Annotated in this window: 9 protein-coding genes; 5 read left to right on the top strand and 4 right to left on the bottom strand. The window is 72.9% G+C overall.

What is annotated here, in order from left to right; all coding sequences use genetic code 11:
• The first annotated feature begins 34 nt into the window (after positions 1 to 34).
• Positions 35 to 523, top strand: a complete 489-nt coding sequence (locus tag D466_RS0109450) for a DUF2844 domain-containing protein (RefSeq protein ID WP_018913474.1) — start codon at positions 35 to 37, stop codon at positions 521 to 523.
• Entirely contained in the window at positions 520 to 1,737 is a 1,218-nt protein-coding gene (locus D466_RS0109445; RefSeq protein WP_018913473.1) for a DUF3443 family protein, read from the top strand. The genes D466_RS0109450 and D466_RS0109445 overlap by 4 nt, the downstream gene beginning before the upstream one ends.
• On the opposite strand, the gene D466_RS22780 is transcribed toward D466_RS0109445, so the two are convergent.
• The gene (locus D466_RS22780) at positions 1,710 to 2,261 is read right to left on the bottom strand and encodes an SEL1-like repeat protein (protein WP_231385686.1); all 552 of its coding nucleotides are present in this window, start codon (positions 2,259 to 2,261) and stop codon (positions 1,710 to 1,712) included. The genes D466_RS0109445 and D466_RS22780 overlap by 28 nt on opposite strands.
• A 314-nt stretch (positions 2,262 to 2,575) precedes the next feature.
• Between D466_RS22780 and D466_RS0109435 the strand changes: the two genes are divergently transcribed.
• Positions 2,576 to 3,019 (top strand): pilin, encoded by a 444-nt coding sequence (locus tag D466_RS0109435; RefSeq protein ID WP_018913471.1) that lies wholly within the window; start codon positions 2,576 to 2,578, stop codon positions 3,017 to 3,019.
• Between the two features lie 91 nt (positions 3,020 to 3,110).
• Positions 3,111 to 3,539, top strand: a complete 429-nt coding sequence (locus tag D466_RS0109430) for a pilin (protein WP_018913470.1) — start codon at positions 3,111 to 3,113, stop codon at positions 3,537 to 3,539.
• Between the two features lie 13 nt (positions 3,540 to 3,552).
• Here the strand turns inward: D466_RS0109430 and D466_RS0109425 are convergent, their stop codons facing one another.
• The 3 genes from D466_RS0109425 to D466_RS21280 form a co-directional block, all read right to left on the bottom strand.
• Complete coding sequence (locus tag D466_RS0109425; protein ID WP_018913469.1) at positions 3,553 to 5,382, bottom strand: bifunctional diguanylate cyclase/phosphodiesterase; 1,830 nt, start codon at positions 5,380 to 5,382, stop codon at positions 3,553 to 3,555.
• 31 nt (positions 5,383 to 5,413) lie between these two features.
• Entirely contained in the window at positions 5,414 to 7,807 is a 2,394-nt protein-coding gene (locus D466_RS0109420; protein WP_018913468.1) for an EAL domain-containing protein, read from the bottom strand.
• 103 nt (positions 7,808 to 7,910) lie between these two features.
• Complete coding sequence (locus tag D466_RS21280; protein WP_018913467.1) at positions 7,911 to 11,882, bottom strand: EAL domain-containing protein; 3,972 nt, start codon at positions 11,880 to 11,882, stop codon at positions 7,911 to 7,913.
• A 364-nt stretch (positions 11,883 to 12,246) separates the two neighbouring features.
• On the opposite strand from D466_RS21280, the gene D466_RS22775 reads away from it, so the two are divergent.
• Positions 12,247 to 14,568, top strand: a complete 2,322-nt coding sequence (locus D466_RS22775; RefSeq protein ID WP_018913466.1) for a diguanylate cyclase domain-containing protein — start codon at positions 12,247 to 12,249, stop codon at positions 14,566 to 14,568.
• Positions 14,569 to 14,585 lie beyond the last annotated feature (17 nt).

The raw sequence follows: 14,585 nt of genomic DNA, 5'->3' as shown, positions 1-14,585 counted from the left end.
GCGATCGGCGCAGGATGCGCCCCGGAAACACACCATGACATCGAGCTGGAAATCTTTCGCCCGCCTGGGCGCGGGCGCGTGCGCGCTGCTGGCCGCCGGCGCCGCGCCGGCGCTGGCCGCCCTGGGTGCGCCGTTGGCCGGCGCCGGGGCCGACGGCAGCGTCACCGTATCGGCGCACAGCCTGCGCGCCGGGGCCGCGCCCGGGCTGAGCCACGCCACCGTGCTCACGGCCTCGGGCGTCACCGTGCAGGAATACGCGGGCGCCGACGGCGTGGTGTTCGCGCTGAGCTGGTCGGGCCCCACGCTGCCCGACCTGCAGCGGCTCTACGGCAGCTACTTCCCCAGCTACGCCGCGGCACGCGACGCCCGCGCGCCCGGCGCCTACCGGGCCCCGGTGCGCCTGCGCGGCGCGCAACTGGTGGCCCACGCCTGGGGGCACATGCGCGACTATGCCGGTTCGGCCTACGTCCCCGCGCTGCTGCCGCCCGGCGTGGACCTGGCCTCGCTGGGGGTGCAGCCATGAGCCGCCGCGGCTGGGGCCGTGCGCTGCGCGCGGCCGGCGCGGCGCTGGGCGTCGGCTTGCTCGGGCTGCTGGACGGCTGCGGCGGGGGAGGGGGCAGTTCCGGCACGGCCCCGGTGGTGCCGGCGGTGGGGGCCAACCAGATGCTGGTGAGCATCGAGCAGAATCCGGCCCTGGCCGGTTCGGTGCCCACCGTGAACATTCCCTACGTCACGGTCACCGTGTGCGATGCCGGGGGCCGCTGCGTCGTGGTGGACCACGTGGTGCTGGACACCGGCTCCTACGGACTGCGCGTGCTGGAGTCGGCGCTGGGCGGGCTGAGCCTGCCCCCGGACACGGCCTCCGGCGGGACCCAACTGGCCGAGTGCGCGCGTTTCCTGAGCGGCTACATCTGGGGCGGGGTGAGCCACGCGAGCCTGCAACTGGGCGGCCAGGGCACGAGCGCGCTGCCCATCCAGGTCATCGGCGCCACCACGCTGCCGGCCGCCCCCAGCGGCTGCACCAACGCGGGTTCCGACATCGGCACCCTGCAGGCCCTGGGGGGCAACGGCCTGCTCGGCGTGGGGCAGTTCGTCGCCGACGGGCAGCCCTACTACGCCTGCGGCGGCGGCAGCTGTACCGAACTCACGACGCCGCCGCCGGACAGCGCGCAGGTGTCCAACCCGGTCCCCTACCTGAACAGCAGCGACACCAACGGCGTGGTGCTGCAGATGCCGGCGATCCCCACCGGGGGCGCCGGCACCACCTACGGGGTGCTCAGCCTGGGCGTGGGCACGCAGGCGGACAACGCGGTGACCGGCTACACGGCGCTGAAGGCCGACAGCGGCGGCAACATCACGGTGACGGTGCAGGGCCTGTCCTATCCGGGCTCCTTCCTGGACAGCGGATCGAACTTCAACTTCGCCTGGCTCAACGGCGTGCCCGCCGATTCCAGCGGCAACTACACGCCGGCCTCGCTGCTGAACCTGCCGATCACCCTGAGCACCTCGTCGCTCGTGACACCCCCGGGCTCGCTGAACGCCCAGATGTACGTGGGCGACTACTCGAGCATGGATTTCGCGCACGACACGGCCTTCAACGACCTTGCCGCGCAGGTGGCGTCCAGCAGCAGCCCGGTGGACCTGGGCCTGCCCTTTTTCTACGGCCGCGGCGTGGCCTACGTGATCCAGGGCATGAACAGCCCGCTGGGCTACGGCCCGATGTACGCGCTACGCTGATCCGGCGCCGCGCCGGGCGCGCGCAGCGACAGCCGGCGCAGCGCGCGCGCCTGCGCACGCGCCAGCACGTGGCCCTGCGCGGCCGCGCGGTGCAGCCACATCAGCGCCAGGTCGGGGTCGCGCGCCACGCCCAGGCCGCGCAGGTGGCAGTGGCACAGCCAGTGCATGGCGTCGGCGTGCTGCAGTTGCGCGGCCTCCTGCAGCAGGCTCACGGCGCCGGCGGCGCGGCCTTCGTGCAGCAGCTGGGTGCCCAGGCCGGCCAGCGCGTCGGCGTCGCCGGCGTCGGCGTCCAGCACCAGGCGCATCCATTCGCCGCGCGGCAACTGCGCCTCGCCGCCGCAGGGGGCCAGCGCTCCCAGGCCGTCGAGCATGTCCAGCACCTGTTCCAGCGCCACCAGCGCGCGCCCGGCGGCGTCGCTGCCCACCAGGCGCAGCGTGCCCTCGTCGCACCAGCGCCGCACCGTGCGCTCGCTCCTGCCCAGCACCACCGAGGCCATGCGCCGGCTGCATGCATTGATGTCCAAGCTCCCTCCCCCTGGCGCCGCCGCGGGCGCCGTGTCCAGCTATTTTGCCCTGACACGGCCGCCCGTGGCCAGCCCGCAGCCTGGACACGGTGCCGGCGCTGGCCGCTCGGGGGCCTGGACATCCTCCGCAAAGGCTTCGAAATGGCTCCGAAATCCCGTCCAGGGGCCTGGATCGGGCCTGGCACGCCGCTTGCTTCCTGTACATCGCCCCGGCAGGGGTTGACGTCGACCCGGCAGCGGCCGGTTTCGTACACCGGTGATGCACGCGAGGCCAGCCGCAGGCCCGGCAAGTTTCAACAACCAAGGATCCGCATATGAAAAAGCAATTGCAACAAGGCTTCACGCTGATCGAACTGATGATCGTCGTGGCGATCATCGGCATCCTGGCCGCGATCGCGATCCCCGCCTACCAGAACTACACCATCCGCGCGCAAGTGACTGAAGGCCTGTCGCTGGCCGATGCGGCGAAGACCGGCATCGCCGAGTTCTACACGGACCGAGGCCTCTACCCGACGGCGAATGGTTCCGCTGGTCTGGCGAGTGCTGGTTCGATCACCGGTAATTATGTCTCGAGCGTGGACATCGGCACGACGAAAGGCGTGATCACCATCACTTACGGCAACAAAGCCAACGCCAAGATCAGCGGCGCCACCCTCCTGCTGTCGGCGAAGACCACGGCCGGGTCGATCACCTGGACCTGCGTATCCGGTGGTACGAAGGCCATTTCGACGGTGTACCTGCCGTCCTCCTGCACCTAATCATCTCCAGAGTGTGATTCTTCAGAACCCGCCGCAAGGCGGGTTTTTTCTAGGCACGGCCAATCTCGACGTTCGTGTCCCGGAGTTCGCCATGAACAACAAGTCCCGCGGCTTCACCCTGATCGAACTGATGATCGTGGTGGCGATCATCGGCATCCTGGCCGCCATCGCCATCCCGGCCTACCAGAACTACACCATTCGCGCGCAGGTGGCCGAGGGCATTTCCCTGACCGACGGTTTCAAGCCGGCCTTGTGGGACTACTACACCACCTACGGAAAGTTTCCCGCGAGCAACCAGTCCGCCGGCCTCGCGCTGTCGGGGTCGATCCAGGGCAGCTACGTCAAGGACGTGAACCTGGCCAACGGCAAGATCACGGTGACCTACGGGAACAGGGCCAGCAGCAAGATCTCGGGGAGCACGCTGATCCTTTCCGTGTACTCCACGGCCGGGGCCTTGCTGTGGAACTGCAGCCAGGGCACCGTGCTGCCCGTCTACCGGCCCGAGTCCTGCAACTCGTGATGGCGCCTGCGCTTCAGCCGTAGCGCCGCCGGTCCACGAACAGGGCGTTTCCGGGCAGGCGCTTGGCCGCGCGCTTGAGTTCGGCCAGCACGTTGGCCACCTCGCGGTGGGAGTCGAAGTGGCCGGGGTTGACCACGAAGGCCCCGATGGACAGCGTGGGCACGGGAAAGAACATCGCGTCGCCGCGCCGGTTCTCCGACCAGTAGCCCTTCTGTTCCAGCACCGCGGGCTCGAAGAACTGCGCCACGCCGGCCTCGAAGGCCCGCAGCACCGCCTGCAACTGCGCCTCCCAGTCCCGCGAGCCGGACAGCACGACGAAATCGTCGCCCCCGATATGCGCCAGGAACTGCTCTCCCGGGGGCAGGTGGGTGCGCAGCAGGTCGGCCAGCATGAGGATGATCTCGTCGCCCATGCGGTAGCCGAACTTGTCGTTGAAGGGCTTGAAATTGTCGATGTCGGCGTAGGCCGCCGCGAACAGGCGCTCCTCGTGCAGCCAGCGGTCGATGCAGTCGTTGATCGGCACGTTGCCCGGCAGCAGGGTCAGCGGGTTGGCGTAGCGAGCCGCCTGCACCTGGAACTCGGTCACCAGGCGCAGCAGGTCGCCCACCAGCAGCAGCCCGCGGTACTGCCCGCCGTCGGTGACCAGCACGCCCTCGGTGGCGTGGCGGTAGCTGGAGTCGGCGATCAGGCTGCTGGCCTGCTGCAGGCTGCTCTTGGCGTCCAGGCGCAGCACGTCGCTGCTCATCACCAGGGTGCAGGGCTTGTTGCCGAACAGGTCGCGCACATGCGGGCGGAACAGCCGGTCGGCGACCACGTAGCGGTTGATGATGCCCAGCGCCTGGCCCAGGCCGTCGACGATGGGCACCGAGGTCAGGTCCGGGTCCTGCTCCAGCATGCGCAGCACGTGGTCCAGCTTGACCTGCGGCTGCACCGGGGTGATGGGCCGCGCCAGCCCCAGCACCGATTGCTCGATGCTGCCGCGGCTGGCCAGCGCGTGCAGCGCCGGCTGCGGGTTGCCCAGCACCTCGCGGGTGTGCGCGCCGGGCTCGGTGGCGGGGCTGCTCTGCGGGCGCGCGATGAAGTAGCCCTGGGCCATGCTCACGCCGATCTCGCGCAGGGTCAGCAGGTCGCGCTCGGACTCCACGCCCTCGGCCACCACCACCGACTGGCTGGCCTCGGCCAGCAGCAGCATGGAGCGCACGAAGGCGGCCTTGAAGGGGTCGGAGGCCAGGTCGGCGGTGTAGCTGCGGTCCACCTTCAGGTAGCGCGGACGCAGGCGTTTCCACAGCGCGAAGCGCCCGAAGCCCTGGCCCAGGTCGTCCAGCGCCAGGCCGTAGCCCAGGTCGCGCAGGAAGCGCGCCGCGGTGAAGGCCTGGGTGTCCTCGGCCAGCGAATCCGACTCCAGCAGCTCGAGCACCAGGCGCGACGGCGGCAGCCCCCGCTCCTGCAGCCAGCGCAGCGTGGGTTCCAGCGCGAACCAGCCCGAGTCGAACAGCGCCTCGGTGACGTTCAGGAACAGGTGCCCGGGCAGCGCGGCGGCGGCGAAGGCCTCGATGCCGGTCTGCACGCACAGGCGATCGAATTCGGCCACGCGCCCGCTGCGCCGCGCGCAGTCGAACAGGCGGTCGGGGCGTTCCAGCGGGCTTCCGGCGGGGCCGCGGATCAGCGCCTCGAAGCCGTGGAAGCTTCGGTTGCGCAAGTCCAGCACCGGCTGGAACACCGTGTGGACCCCTTTCCGATCCAGGATCTCATGAAAGGCCGAAAGCAGATCCGCCTCGGCGTCTACTGGGGGCAAGGGCAGGGCGATGGCGGCCATGGCGGCAAAGGGAACTTTGTCGCCCATCTTCGTACAGGTTCATGACAATGCGGTGACATCACAACAGGCGGCCGGTGGCGCGCGCGTCGGGGCCGAACATCGAGGCGAAGGGCGCGATGCCCGACAGCGCCGGCATGCGCCAGGCGCGCAGCCACCCCGGCAGGCGCCGCGGCTCCAGCGGCGGCGAGATCGCCATGCCCTGGCCGAAGTCGGCCTGCAGGTACTGCGCGTATTCCAGCAGGATCTGCGTCTCCAGGCCCTCGATGGTCACGCTCAGGTCGAGGCGCCGGGCCAGGTCGACCAGCCCGGTGACCAGCGGCACCGCGCGCGGGTTGTTGGCGACGATGCCGTGCACCAGGCCCTGGTCCACCTTGACCATGTCGATGGGAAGGCTGTTGAGCCGCAGCAGGCTGCTGTAGCCGGCGCCCAGGTCGTCCAGCGCCAGGCGCACGCCCAGCGCGCGCAGGCGGTCGGTGGTGTCGCGCATGGTGGCCTGCGTGGCCACGTCGCGGTCCTCCAGGATCTCCAGGCTGAGCCGGCGCGGGTCGATGCCGCGGCGCTCCAGTGCCGAACGCACCCAGTCCGCGCAATCGGCGTGGCGCAGCGTGGACGGAGGCAGGTTGAGCGAAAGGTCCAGTTTCAGGCCCTGGCGCTCCCAGTCGGCCAGCGCCTGCAGCGACTGGTGCAGGCCGTCGAGGAACAGCCGGTCGAGCTCGTGCTGGCCCAGCACCGGCAGGAAGCGCCCGGGCGTGAGCAGCGAGCGCTCGTCGAGCTGCAGCCGCGCCAGCGCCTCCACCCGGGTGCAGCGCTGCTCCCGCAGGTCGACGATGGGCTGCATGAACATGCGCAGCCCGCCGCCGAACAGGCGCTGGCGCCACAGCGCACGCTCGTCGGCGGCCACCGCCGGCAGCGCGATGCCCTCGCCCACGCGCGCCAGCTCCGCGGCCAGCGAGGCGCTCAGCGAGTCCAGCGCATGGCGCATCAGCTGGGTGGAGAACTGCCCGGGCAGGCGTCCGTACAGCTGCAGCACCACCAGCATGTTGCCGGCGGCGTCGAGCACCGGCACCGCCACCGAGCTGCGCACCCCCTGGCGCAGCAGTTGCCCGGCCCAGTCCTGGCCCTGGCGCGCCGCGCGCGCGATGTCCGGGCCGAGCTCGATGCCCGCGCGCAGCCAGCAGCGCGCCAGCGCGCCGCCGCGGGCCTGCGCGGTGTCGGGGTCGTGCGCCGACGGCGTGCTCCCGCCGCCCCAGGCTTCGTGGCCCGGGCTTTGCGCCTCCAGCACGAAGCCGCCGCGCGCGTCCTGCGTGTAGATGGCGCAGCAGGCCAGGTAGGGCAGGTGCTGCAGCGCCTCCACCACCATGTCCAGCAGGTCGCTGCGCCGGCGCGCCGCCTGCATGCCCGCGGCTAGCTGGCGCAGGCGCTCGATCAGTTCGTGGCGCAGCGCCTCCGCGCCCTGGTGCTGGAAGCCGATGTCGGCCTCCATGCGCCGCAGCAGCGTGCCCAGCAGCAGCGCGCGCTCGCTCAGGCGCGCGGGGATGCGGTGCGCCAGCCCCGCCACGGCCTGGTACAGCCGGCCCATCGCCCCCACCCCCACCTGCGCGGGCAGGCCCAGGGCCGCCAGCAGGCGCCCCAGGGCCTCGGCGTGTTCGCGGTGCCGGGCCTGGCGCAGTCCCGGCGCCAGCAGCAGGGGCACGTAGCCGTCCAGCTCGGGCAGCAGGCGCACGGCCTCGCGCGCCGGCAGCCCGCTGGCGCCGCCCTCGGGGGGGGCTTCGCACAGTCCGAGGCCTTCGAGGAATTCCTGGTTCAGGCGCGGCTGCTGCGGCCCCAGGAAGCGCTGCAGCCAGGCCATGGTGTCGGCGCTTTGCTCGCCGTAGGGGTCGAGGTCCTCGCTGCGCTGCTGCAGGTCGCGCTCGGCCTGGCTGAAAACGGCCGCTTCGGCCAGCCCGAGCAGGCGTGAGGCGCTGGTGGCGTCCTGCGGGAACAAGGCGCAGCCCACCGAGGCGGACAGCTTGCGCGAGCTGGCCGCGGCGACCGCGAAAGGCTCGCGCAGGCTCTTGATCATGCGCTCGACCACGCCGCGCCAGTCGTCGGCGGCGCTGCCGCGCAGCAGCACCCCGATGGAGTCCGCCCCCACCCGCGCCAGCATCTCGCTGCCGCCGAGCCCGCGCAGGCGCCGCGCCAGTTCGACCAGCACCGCGTCGCCGGCCTTCCAGCCCCAGGCCTCGTTGATGCTGCCGAAACGGTACACGTCCAGCACCAGCACCGCCAGGCGCTCGCCCGCGGCCGGGGAGGCCGCGAGCTCGGCCACGCGGCGCTCGAGGGCGACGCGGGTGGCCAGCCCGGTGAGCGCGTCGCGCGCTCCGCGGTCCCTGCGCGTCAGGGCGGCCAGCAGCCGGGCCGCCGCGAAGCGTCCGCCGTGCTCGGCGATGAATGGAAAGGGACCTGCGCTCATGCTTCCCCGCAACCAGGATGTTGCAGGCTATTCTTCTGCCGGACCCATTAAATCGGTATCAAGCTTCGAACAGTCTGGCGTGGCCTCGGCGCGCCCTGGCTTCTCACTCCCGCGCCGCCGCCGGGGCCTGCTCCGCGCGCACCCGTCCCACCAGCCAGTCGGTCAGGCGTTCGCGGGCCAGCTCGGCGGTGACGCCGTGGCCGCGGGCCTGCGCATGCCAGGTGCGCACCTCGGGCGGCGCCGAGCGCGCCAGGAAGCGCTGCAGCGCCGCCGAGACCTCGCGCCGCGGCATGCGAAGGCCCACCCAGTGCGCCGCCAGCGCGCCCAGCCAGGTGCTCACCCGGGTGGCGTCGACCCCCAGGCGGAAGCCGGCCAGCCAGCGCGGGAACTCGGCCGCGGGCATGGGGCGGGCCAGGCCGTAGCCCTGGGCGCGCGTCGCGCCCAGCGCCAGCACGGCCTCCAGCACGCCGTCGTCCTCCGCCCCCTCCACCACGATCTGGCGCTGCAGGTCGTGGCCCAGCTGGATGATCGCCCGCATCAGGCCCAGGGTCTGCAGCGGCGCGCGGCGCAGTTCCAGGGTCAGGCCCTGGTCCAGCTTGATGCTGTCGAAGGGCAGCATGGACAGGCGCTGCAGGCTGCTGTAGCCGGAGCCGAGGTCGTCCATCGCCAGGCGCACGCCCAGGGCCTTGAGCCCATGCAGCGCGGCGCTCTGGGTGCGCATGTCCACGTCCTGGTTCTCCAGCAGTTCCAGGGTCAGGCGCTGCGGCGCGATGCCGTGGCGCCGCAGCGCCTGCTCCACCCAGCGCGTGCATTCGGGGTCCAGCAGCGTGGACGGAGGCAGGTTCAGCGCGGCCTCCATGCCCAGGCCCTGCGCATCCCAGGCGCGCAGTTGCTGGCAGACCTGGTCGAGTCCCAGGCGCAGCAGCCGGTCGAGCTCGGTATCGCCCAGGATGGGCAGGAAGCGCGAGGGCGCCAGCAGCGTGCCGTCGGCCAGGCGCAGGCGCGCCAGGGCTTCCACGCGGCGACAGGACCCGTCGACCAGGTCCACCACCGGCTGCACGAACATCTCCAGGCCGCCGGAGAACAGGCGCTCGCGGCACACCTGCGCCTGCGCCTGGGCCAGGGGTTCGCAGGAACTCGCGCGCCGGCAGGATTGCCACACCCGCGCCGCATGCTGCTGCAGCGTGCGCGCGAACTGCTGCATGCCCGGGCTGGAGAACTGGTTCGGCCAGGCGCCGAAGAGGCCGAGCACGAACACCGGCTGCCCCAGCTCGCCGGGCACCGGAATGGCCAGCGCGCTGCGCACGCCGAGTTCGTCGGCCATGCCGCTCCAGTGCCGCACGCGGGGGTCCGAGGCATAGGAGTCGCAGTGGTGGATGCGCGCGCTGTGCCAGGCCTGCACCAGCAGCCCGCTGTCGTCGGAGCCGGTGTTCTCCAGGCAGGCGTTGAAGCGTGCGCGCCCCAGCCACTCGACGATGGCCGCCGAGCGCGGGCCGCTGCCGGCCTCGCGCTGGAACACGCCCTGGGTGTCCGGGCGCATCACGTGGCAGGCCAGCAGGCCCGGCAGGCGGCCGATGGGGGCGATGAGCTCGTGCACCGCGTCGCGCCACAGCGCGCGCGCCGGCAGCGCCTCCGGGGTCAGCGCCGAGAAATAGGCCGAGGCGACCTCGGCCAGCGCGCCCATCTGGGCCTGCAGGTCGTCCTCCAGGCGCTCCTCGATCAGGCGCAGCAGCTGGAAGCGCGCGCGCGCCGGCAGCCCGGAGTCCCCCAGGGCCTCGCCGGCCAGGCGGCGGTACAGACCCTGCGGGCGGATCATGTGCTCGGCGCTGACTCCCACCAGCGCGTGGACCTCGCCCAGGCGCCGCGCCTGGCGCAGCACGGCCTCGCGCGGCGTCGCCGCGTCCAGCACGAAGCGCAGATGCTCGGCGTGGCGCGCGCGCAGTCCCTGCAGCTCGCGGGGCTGCAGGGACTCGAGGATGGCCCGCGTCTGCCCGTCCCGCCCCGCGTCGTCGTAGAAGGCCTGCGCGAAGCGCTCGCTGGCCTCGGCCAGCAGCGCGCGCACCTGGCCCAGCAGCTGGGCGGCCTCCGGGCCGTAGGGGTCGAAGGCGGAGTTCTCGCCCGGCTCGGCCGCCTGGCGCACGCCGAGCTGCCACCAGCGCCGGCGCTGCTGCTTGCGCGCCTTCACCTGGTACAGCGCGGCGTCGGCCTGGCGCAGCAGGGTGTCGCCGTCGGCGCCGTCGCCGGGAAAGGCGGCCAGGCCCATGGTCATGCCCACGCTGGCCTGCACCGTCGCGCCGAGGCCGAAGGGGCGCTCCACCGCGGCGTGCAGGCGGCGCAGCAGCCGGCTGAGCTGGCGCGCCAGGTGCCGCGCCTCGAGTTCCTCGACGACCACGACGAATTCGTCGCCTCCCAGGCGCGCCAGGAAATCGCATTCGCGCAGCAGCGAACGCAGGCGCTGCGCGACCTCCTGCAGCAGGCGGTCGCCGGCGTCGTGGCCGAAACTGTCGTTGACCGGCTTGAAATCGTCCAGGTCGAGCATGCCCACCGCGACCACGCGGCCGTTGCGCCGTGCGCGCGCCAGCGCCTGCGGCAGGTATTGCTCCAGCGCGCGCCGGTTGGGCAGGTCGGTCAGCAGGTCGTGCAGCGCCTCGTGGCGCAGGCGCTGCTGCAGCCGGGCGCGTTCGGTGACGTCCTGGAAGGTCCACACCGAGGTGGCCTCGTCGTCGCGGGTCAGGCCCGCGGAGACGTCGCACAGCAGTTCCTCGCCGTCGCGGCGCAGCACGCGAACGTCCATGGCCAGCGCGCTGCCGTGCTGGCGCAGGCCCGGATACAGGTTGCCCACGCGCAGGTACTCGGCCTGCGAGGCGTAGACCATGCGCGTGGAGCGCCCGACCAGTTGCTCGGCGTCGTCGTAACCCAGCATGTGGGCGAAGCGCCGGTTGGCGCTGACGATGAAACGCCCCCGCACGACCACGATGCCGGCCAGCGTATGGTCCAGCAGCGCATGCTGCAGGCCGGTCAGTTCCCGTTCGCGGCGCGCGGCGTCCAGGCGATCGAGGCCGCGCGAGATGTTGTGCGCCAGTTCGGTGAGCAGGGTCTGCAACTGCTCGTCGAAGGCGTCCTCGTCGCCGTGCATGACCGTGAACACCCCCCACATACCCCCGCCGCGGCGGATGGGCAGCGTGGCCGTGGCGCGCATGCCGCAGCGCGCGGCGCGCTCGCGCCAGGGCTCGAGCATCGGCGAGCGCGCGAAGGAAGCCAGGAAATACGCGCGCTGCTCGCGCCAGGCGCGCCCCGCCGCGCCACGCCCCTCGGGGCGCTCGGGGCGGATGGACAGGCGCAGTCCCTCCAGGTAGTCGCGCTCGCCGGCGGTGGCCAGGTAGCGCAGCTCACCCTCGTCGTCGGGGCGCCCCACCCAGGCCAGGCGCAGGCCTCCGTCGGATACGGTCATGTCGCAGATGTCCTGCAGCATGAGCTGTTCGTCGGCCGCCTGCGCGATCAGCTGGTTGGAGCGGGCCAGTACCGCGGTGAAATCCGCGCGGCGCTGCAGGCGCCGCCGCTCGCGGCTCAGGTGCTGCGCGGCACGCCGGGCCTGCAGCAGATCCAGGGCCTGGCGCGCGATGCCGCGCAGCAGTTCGCGCTGGCGCGGGCTGGGCGAACGCGCCTCGGGGTCTCCGATCCACAGCGCGGCGAGTTCGCGGCCCTGCGCATCGCACAGGGTCTCGAGCTCGCACAGACCGAGCCGCGGCGGCTGCGGCGAGCAGGGGCCGGCTTCGGCGCCGGGCGCGCTGGCCGCGTCGAGCCCCTCGACGCGCGGCGCGGGCAGGCCCTGCGCGGCTCGCAGCAAGGCCCGGCAGGTTTCGGCGTCCCCGTGCAGCCCCTGCAGCCATTCCTGGTCGTCGTCGCGCAGGCGCGACAGGGCGGCCCTCACGTCCAGGGCCTGCGCGGCCAGTGCGGCGGCCTGGTCGAGCCAGGCGGCGTCGGGCTCGGCCGCCTCGTCCGCGGGCTGCCAGGCCGCTTCGGCGGCCGCCGGCGTGCGCCGAGGCGGGGCTTGCTGCGCGGTCTGCGGTTTCATCGCGGGTCGGGGCGTCGGGCGAGGTCTGCGGAGGCATCGGCCCGCAGGATCCGGCCGCACGCAGGCATGAGCTCCACCCCGGGGAGGGTCCAGGCGCGAACGGCAGGCCATTGTCGGATGCATCGCCGCCACGCATGCGTGAACAATGTCACGAAAACCCGGGCCCATTGCGGTTTTGCGAGCCGCGCCCGATGCCATGGCCGCGCCGAGGACGCAAAATCCCTCTCACGCAGACGAGGGCGCGACTTCGGGGTCGGCCCGTCCGCAGGACTTCGAAGCGTAGTTCCCAGCAACCGACCAGGGCCGCAACAAGGTGCAGCACGAGCATTCATCGCAGGCCGCGACGCCGTCCCCGTCTCCGGGCATGCCGCTTGGCGCGGAGCAGGAGGCCCGTCTGCGGGCCTCGCTGGGCCTGGTGGCCCTCGCGCAGGCGGCCGCCTGCGCGGCCTGCGCATGGTTGTTCGCTCCCGCGGCGGGCGAGCTGGCGGTGACGGCCTGGGCGCTGCTGGTGCTGGCCTCGCAATCCCCGGCGCTGCTGCTGTCCCGGCGCGCGTCGCGGCCCTGGCGGCCCGCGCGCATGCACCGCCTGCTGCGCGTGGCCGCCGCACTCAACGGCCTGCTGTGGGGACTCGCGCCGTGGTGGATCGCGCCGCGCGCGGGGCTGGCGGCGGGCCTGGCCGCCTTCGTCGTCGCCTGCGTGGCCGGAGGCGTCGCGCTGGCGCTGGCCTTCGATGCCGTCGCCGCCCTGGGTTTCGCGGCCGGCGCGCTGTTGCCCCTGGTGCTCTGGCTGAGCCTGATCGATGCCCCGGCCGCGCACGGGGCGGCCGTGCTGGCCGCGGGTTACCTGTTGTTCGTGGTGCTGGCGGTGCGCGGGGCGCAGCAGCGCTTCGCGCGCGGCCAGGCCTGGCGCCTGCGGGCCCAGCAGGAATTGCAATTGCGCGAGCACCAATCGCTGCGCGCGCACCGTCTGGCGCGCCTGAACGCCCTGCTCGCGGAACTGGGCCAGCTCGGCGCGCAGGCCGAGGACCTGGAGAACTACCTCCACACCGTGTGCCGGGTGGCGGTGCAGCGCGGCGGCCTGAGCCAGGCCTGGATCGCCCGTGCGAGCGAGCCCGTGGAAGACCGCCCCCAGGGCCGGGCCGCGTCCGGCGCGCCCGCCCAGGGGCTCGAGAACGCTTGGGGCGGCCCCGCGGTTTCCCGGGATCTGACCGTGCTGGCCAGCTTCGCGGCGCGCGAGGGCTCGCGGACCCTGCCCGGGCGTGAGCAGGCGCTGCGGGCCTGCGATGCGGCCCAGCCCTGCTTCTGCGGCCTGGAGGCGCCGCGGGATCCTGCACGGACGCCGGCCGGAGGCGGCGCGGGCCTGCCCGGCGCGTCGGTGGCCGCGTTGCCGCTGCGCGGCGACGGACCCGGGCGCGCGGGGGGCAGCCTGGTGCTGGTCTTGTGCCTGGACGAAGCCGAGGCCCTCGATGCGGCCACCGCGGACGTGCTGGTCAACGCGGGCCTGGCGGTGCAGCGCGCCTTGCAGGGCCTGGAGCAGCGCCGGCGCATGGAGCAACTGCAAAGCCTGTACCGCGCGCTGATGCGCGAGGTCGACGTGCTGTTGCAGGCGCGCAGCGTGCCCGACATGCTGCTGCGCACTTGCCAGACCCTCACCGAGGGCACGCAGTTCCACGCCGCGTGGATGGCGCGCCCGGACGAGGCCGGGCGCATCGAGGTGATCGCGCGCGCCGGCAGCGGGGCCGATCAGCTCGACGCGCTGCGCATCAGCCTGCACGACGCCGACAAGTCCCCGCTGGTGATCCGGGTGTGGAACAGCCATCGCAACGTCTGCTGCAACGACCTGCTGGGCGATGCCAGCCTGGCGCCGTGGCGCGGGTCGATGCGGCGCCACGAATGGCGCGCTGCGCTGGCCGCGCCGGTGTTCCGCGGCGCCTCCATCTGGGCGGTGCTGGTGTTCGTGTCCCCGCAGCCCGAGGCCTTCGACGACGCGACCACGGAGCTGTGCCAGCGCGTGGCCGAACTGCTGGGCCACGGGCTGGACGAGCTGGACACCAAGCGCCGGCTCAACGACCTGCAACTGGAGGAATCGCACCGCGCGCGCCATGACCTGCTGACCGGCCTGCCCAACCGCTTCGCGCTCAACCAGTACCTTCCGCAGGCACTGGCGGCGGCGCGGCGCGACGGCACCGTGCTGGCGGTGGGCATGCTCGACCTGGACGATTTCAAGCCGGTCAATGACACCTGGGGCCACGATGTGGGCGACGTGCTGCTGCGCGAGATCGGGCAGCGCCTGCGCGGCGCGATCCGCAAGTTCGACGTGCTGGCGCGCCTGGGCGGCGACGAGTTCGTCGTGGTCATCGAACAGATCGACTCCGCCCAGGTGCTGGCCCAGCTGAGCGACGTGCTGGGCCGCCTGCACGCGGCGGTCGAACAGCCCTTCGAGCTGGCGCCGGGATGCCGCGCCAGCGTGGGCATGTCCATGGGCCTGGCCCTGTTCCCGCTGGATGCGCAGGACCCCGAGGGCCTGCTGCGCCAGGCCGATGCGGCGATGTACCAGGCCAAGCTGCACAAGGGCGACCGCGCGCGCTGGTGGCAACTGGCACCCGCGTCGGTCGCCCGGCTGGAGGCCACCGGCCCGCGCGCCGTGCCGCCATGGCAGATGGTGTCCCCGTCGCGCGCATCCTGAGGCGCGGCGGGCCCGGC

It is taken from the genome of Thiomonas sp. FB-6 (assembly GCF_000377645.1).
Classification (GTDB): Bacteria; Pseudomonadota; Gammaproteobacteria; order Burkholderiales; family Burkholderiaceae_C; genus Thiomonas_A.
This window is presented reverse-complemented; position numbering and strand designations above follow the sequence as displayed.

Coding starts and splice junctions, on each gene's coding strand:
- D466_RS0109450 (WP_018913474.1), top strand. CDS start 35: ATGACATCGAGCTGGAAATCTTTCGCCCGCCTGGGCGCGGGCGCGTGC.
- D466_RS0109445 (WP_018913473.1), top strand. CDS start 520: ATGAGCCGCCGCGGCTGGGGCCGTGCGCTGCGCGCGGCCGGCGCGGCG.
- D466_RS0109435 (WP_018913471.1), top strand. CDS start 2,576: ATGAAAAAGCAATTGCAACAAGGCTTCACGCTGATCGAACTGATGATC.
- D466_RS0109430 (WP_018913470.1), top strand. CDS start 3,111: ATGAACAACAAGTCCCGCGGCTTCACCCTGATCGAACTGATGATCGTG.
- D466_RS0109425 (WP_018913469.1), bottom strand. CDS start 5,382: ATGGGCGACAAAGTTCCCTTTGCCGCCATGGCCGCCATCGCCCTGCCC.
- D466_RS0109420 (WP_018913468.1), bottom strand. CDS start 7,807: ATGAGCGCAGGTCCCTTTCCATTCATCGCCGAGCACGGCGGACGCTTC.
- D466_RS21280 (WP_018913467.1), bottom strand. CDS start 11,882: ATGAAACCGCAGACCGCGCAGCAAGCCCCGCCTCGGCGCACGCCGGCG.
- D466_RS22775 (WP_018913466.1), top strand. CDS start 12,247: ATGCCGCTTGGCGCGGAGCAGGAGGCCCGTCTGCGGGCCTCGCTGGGC.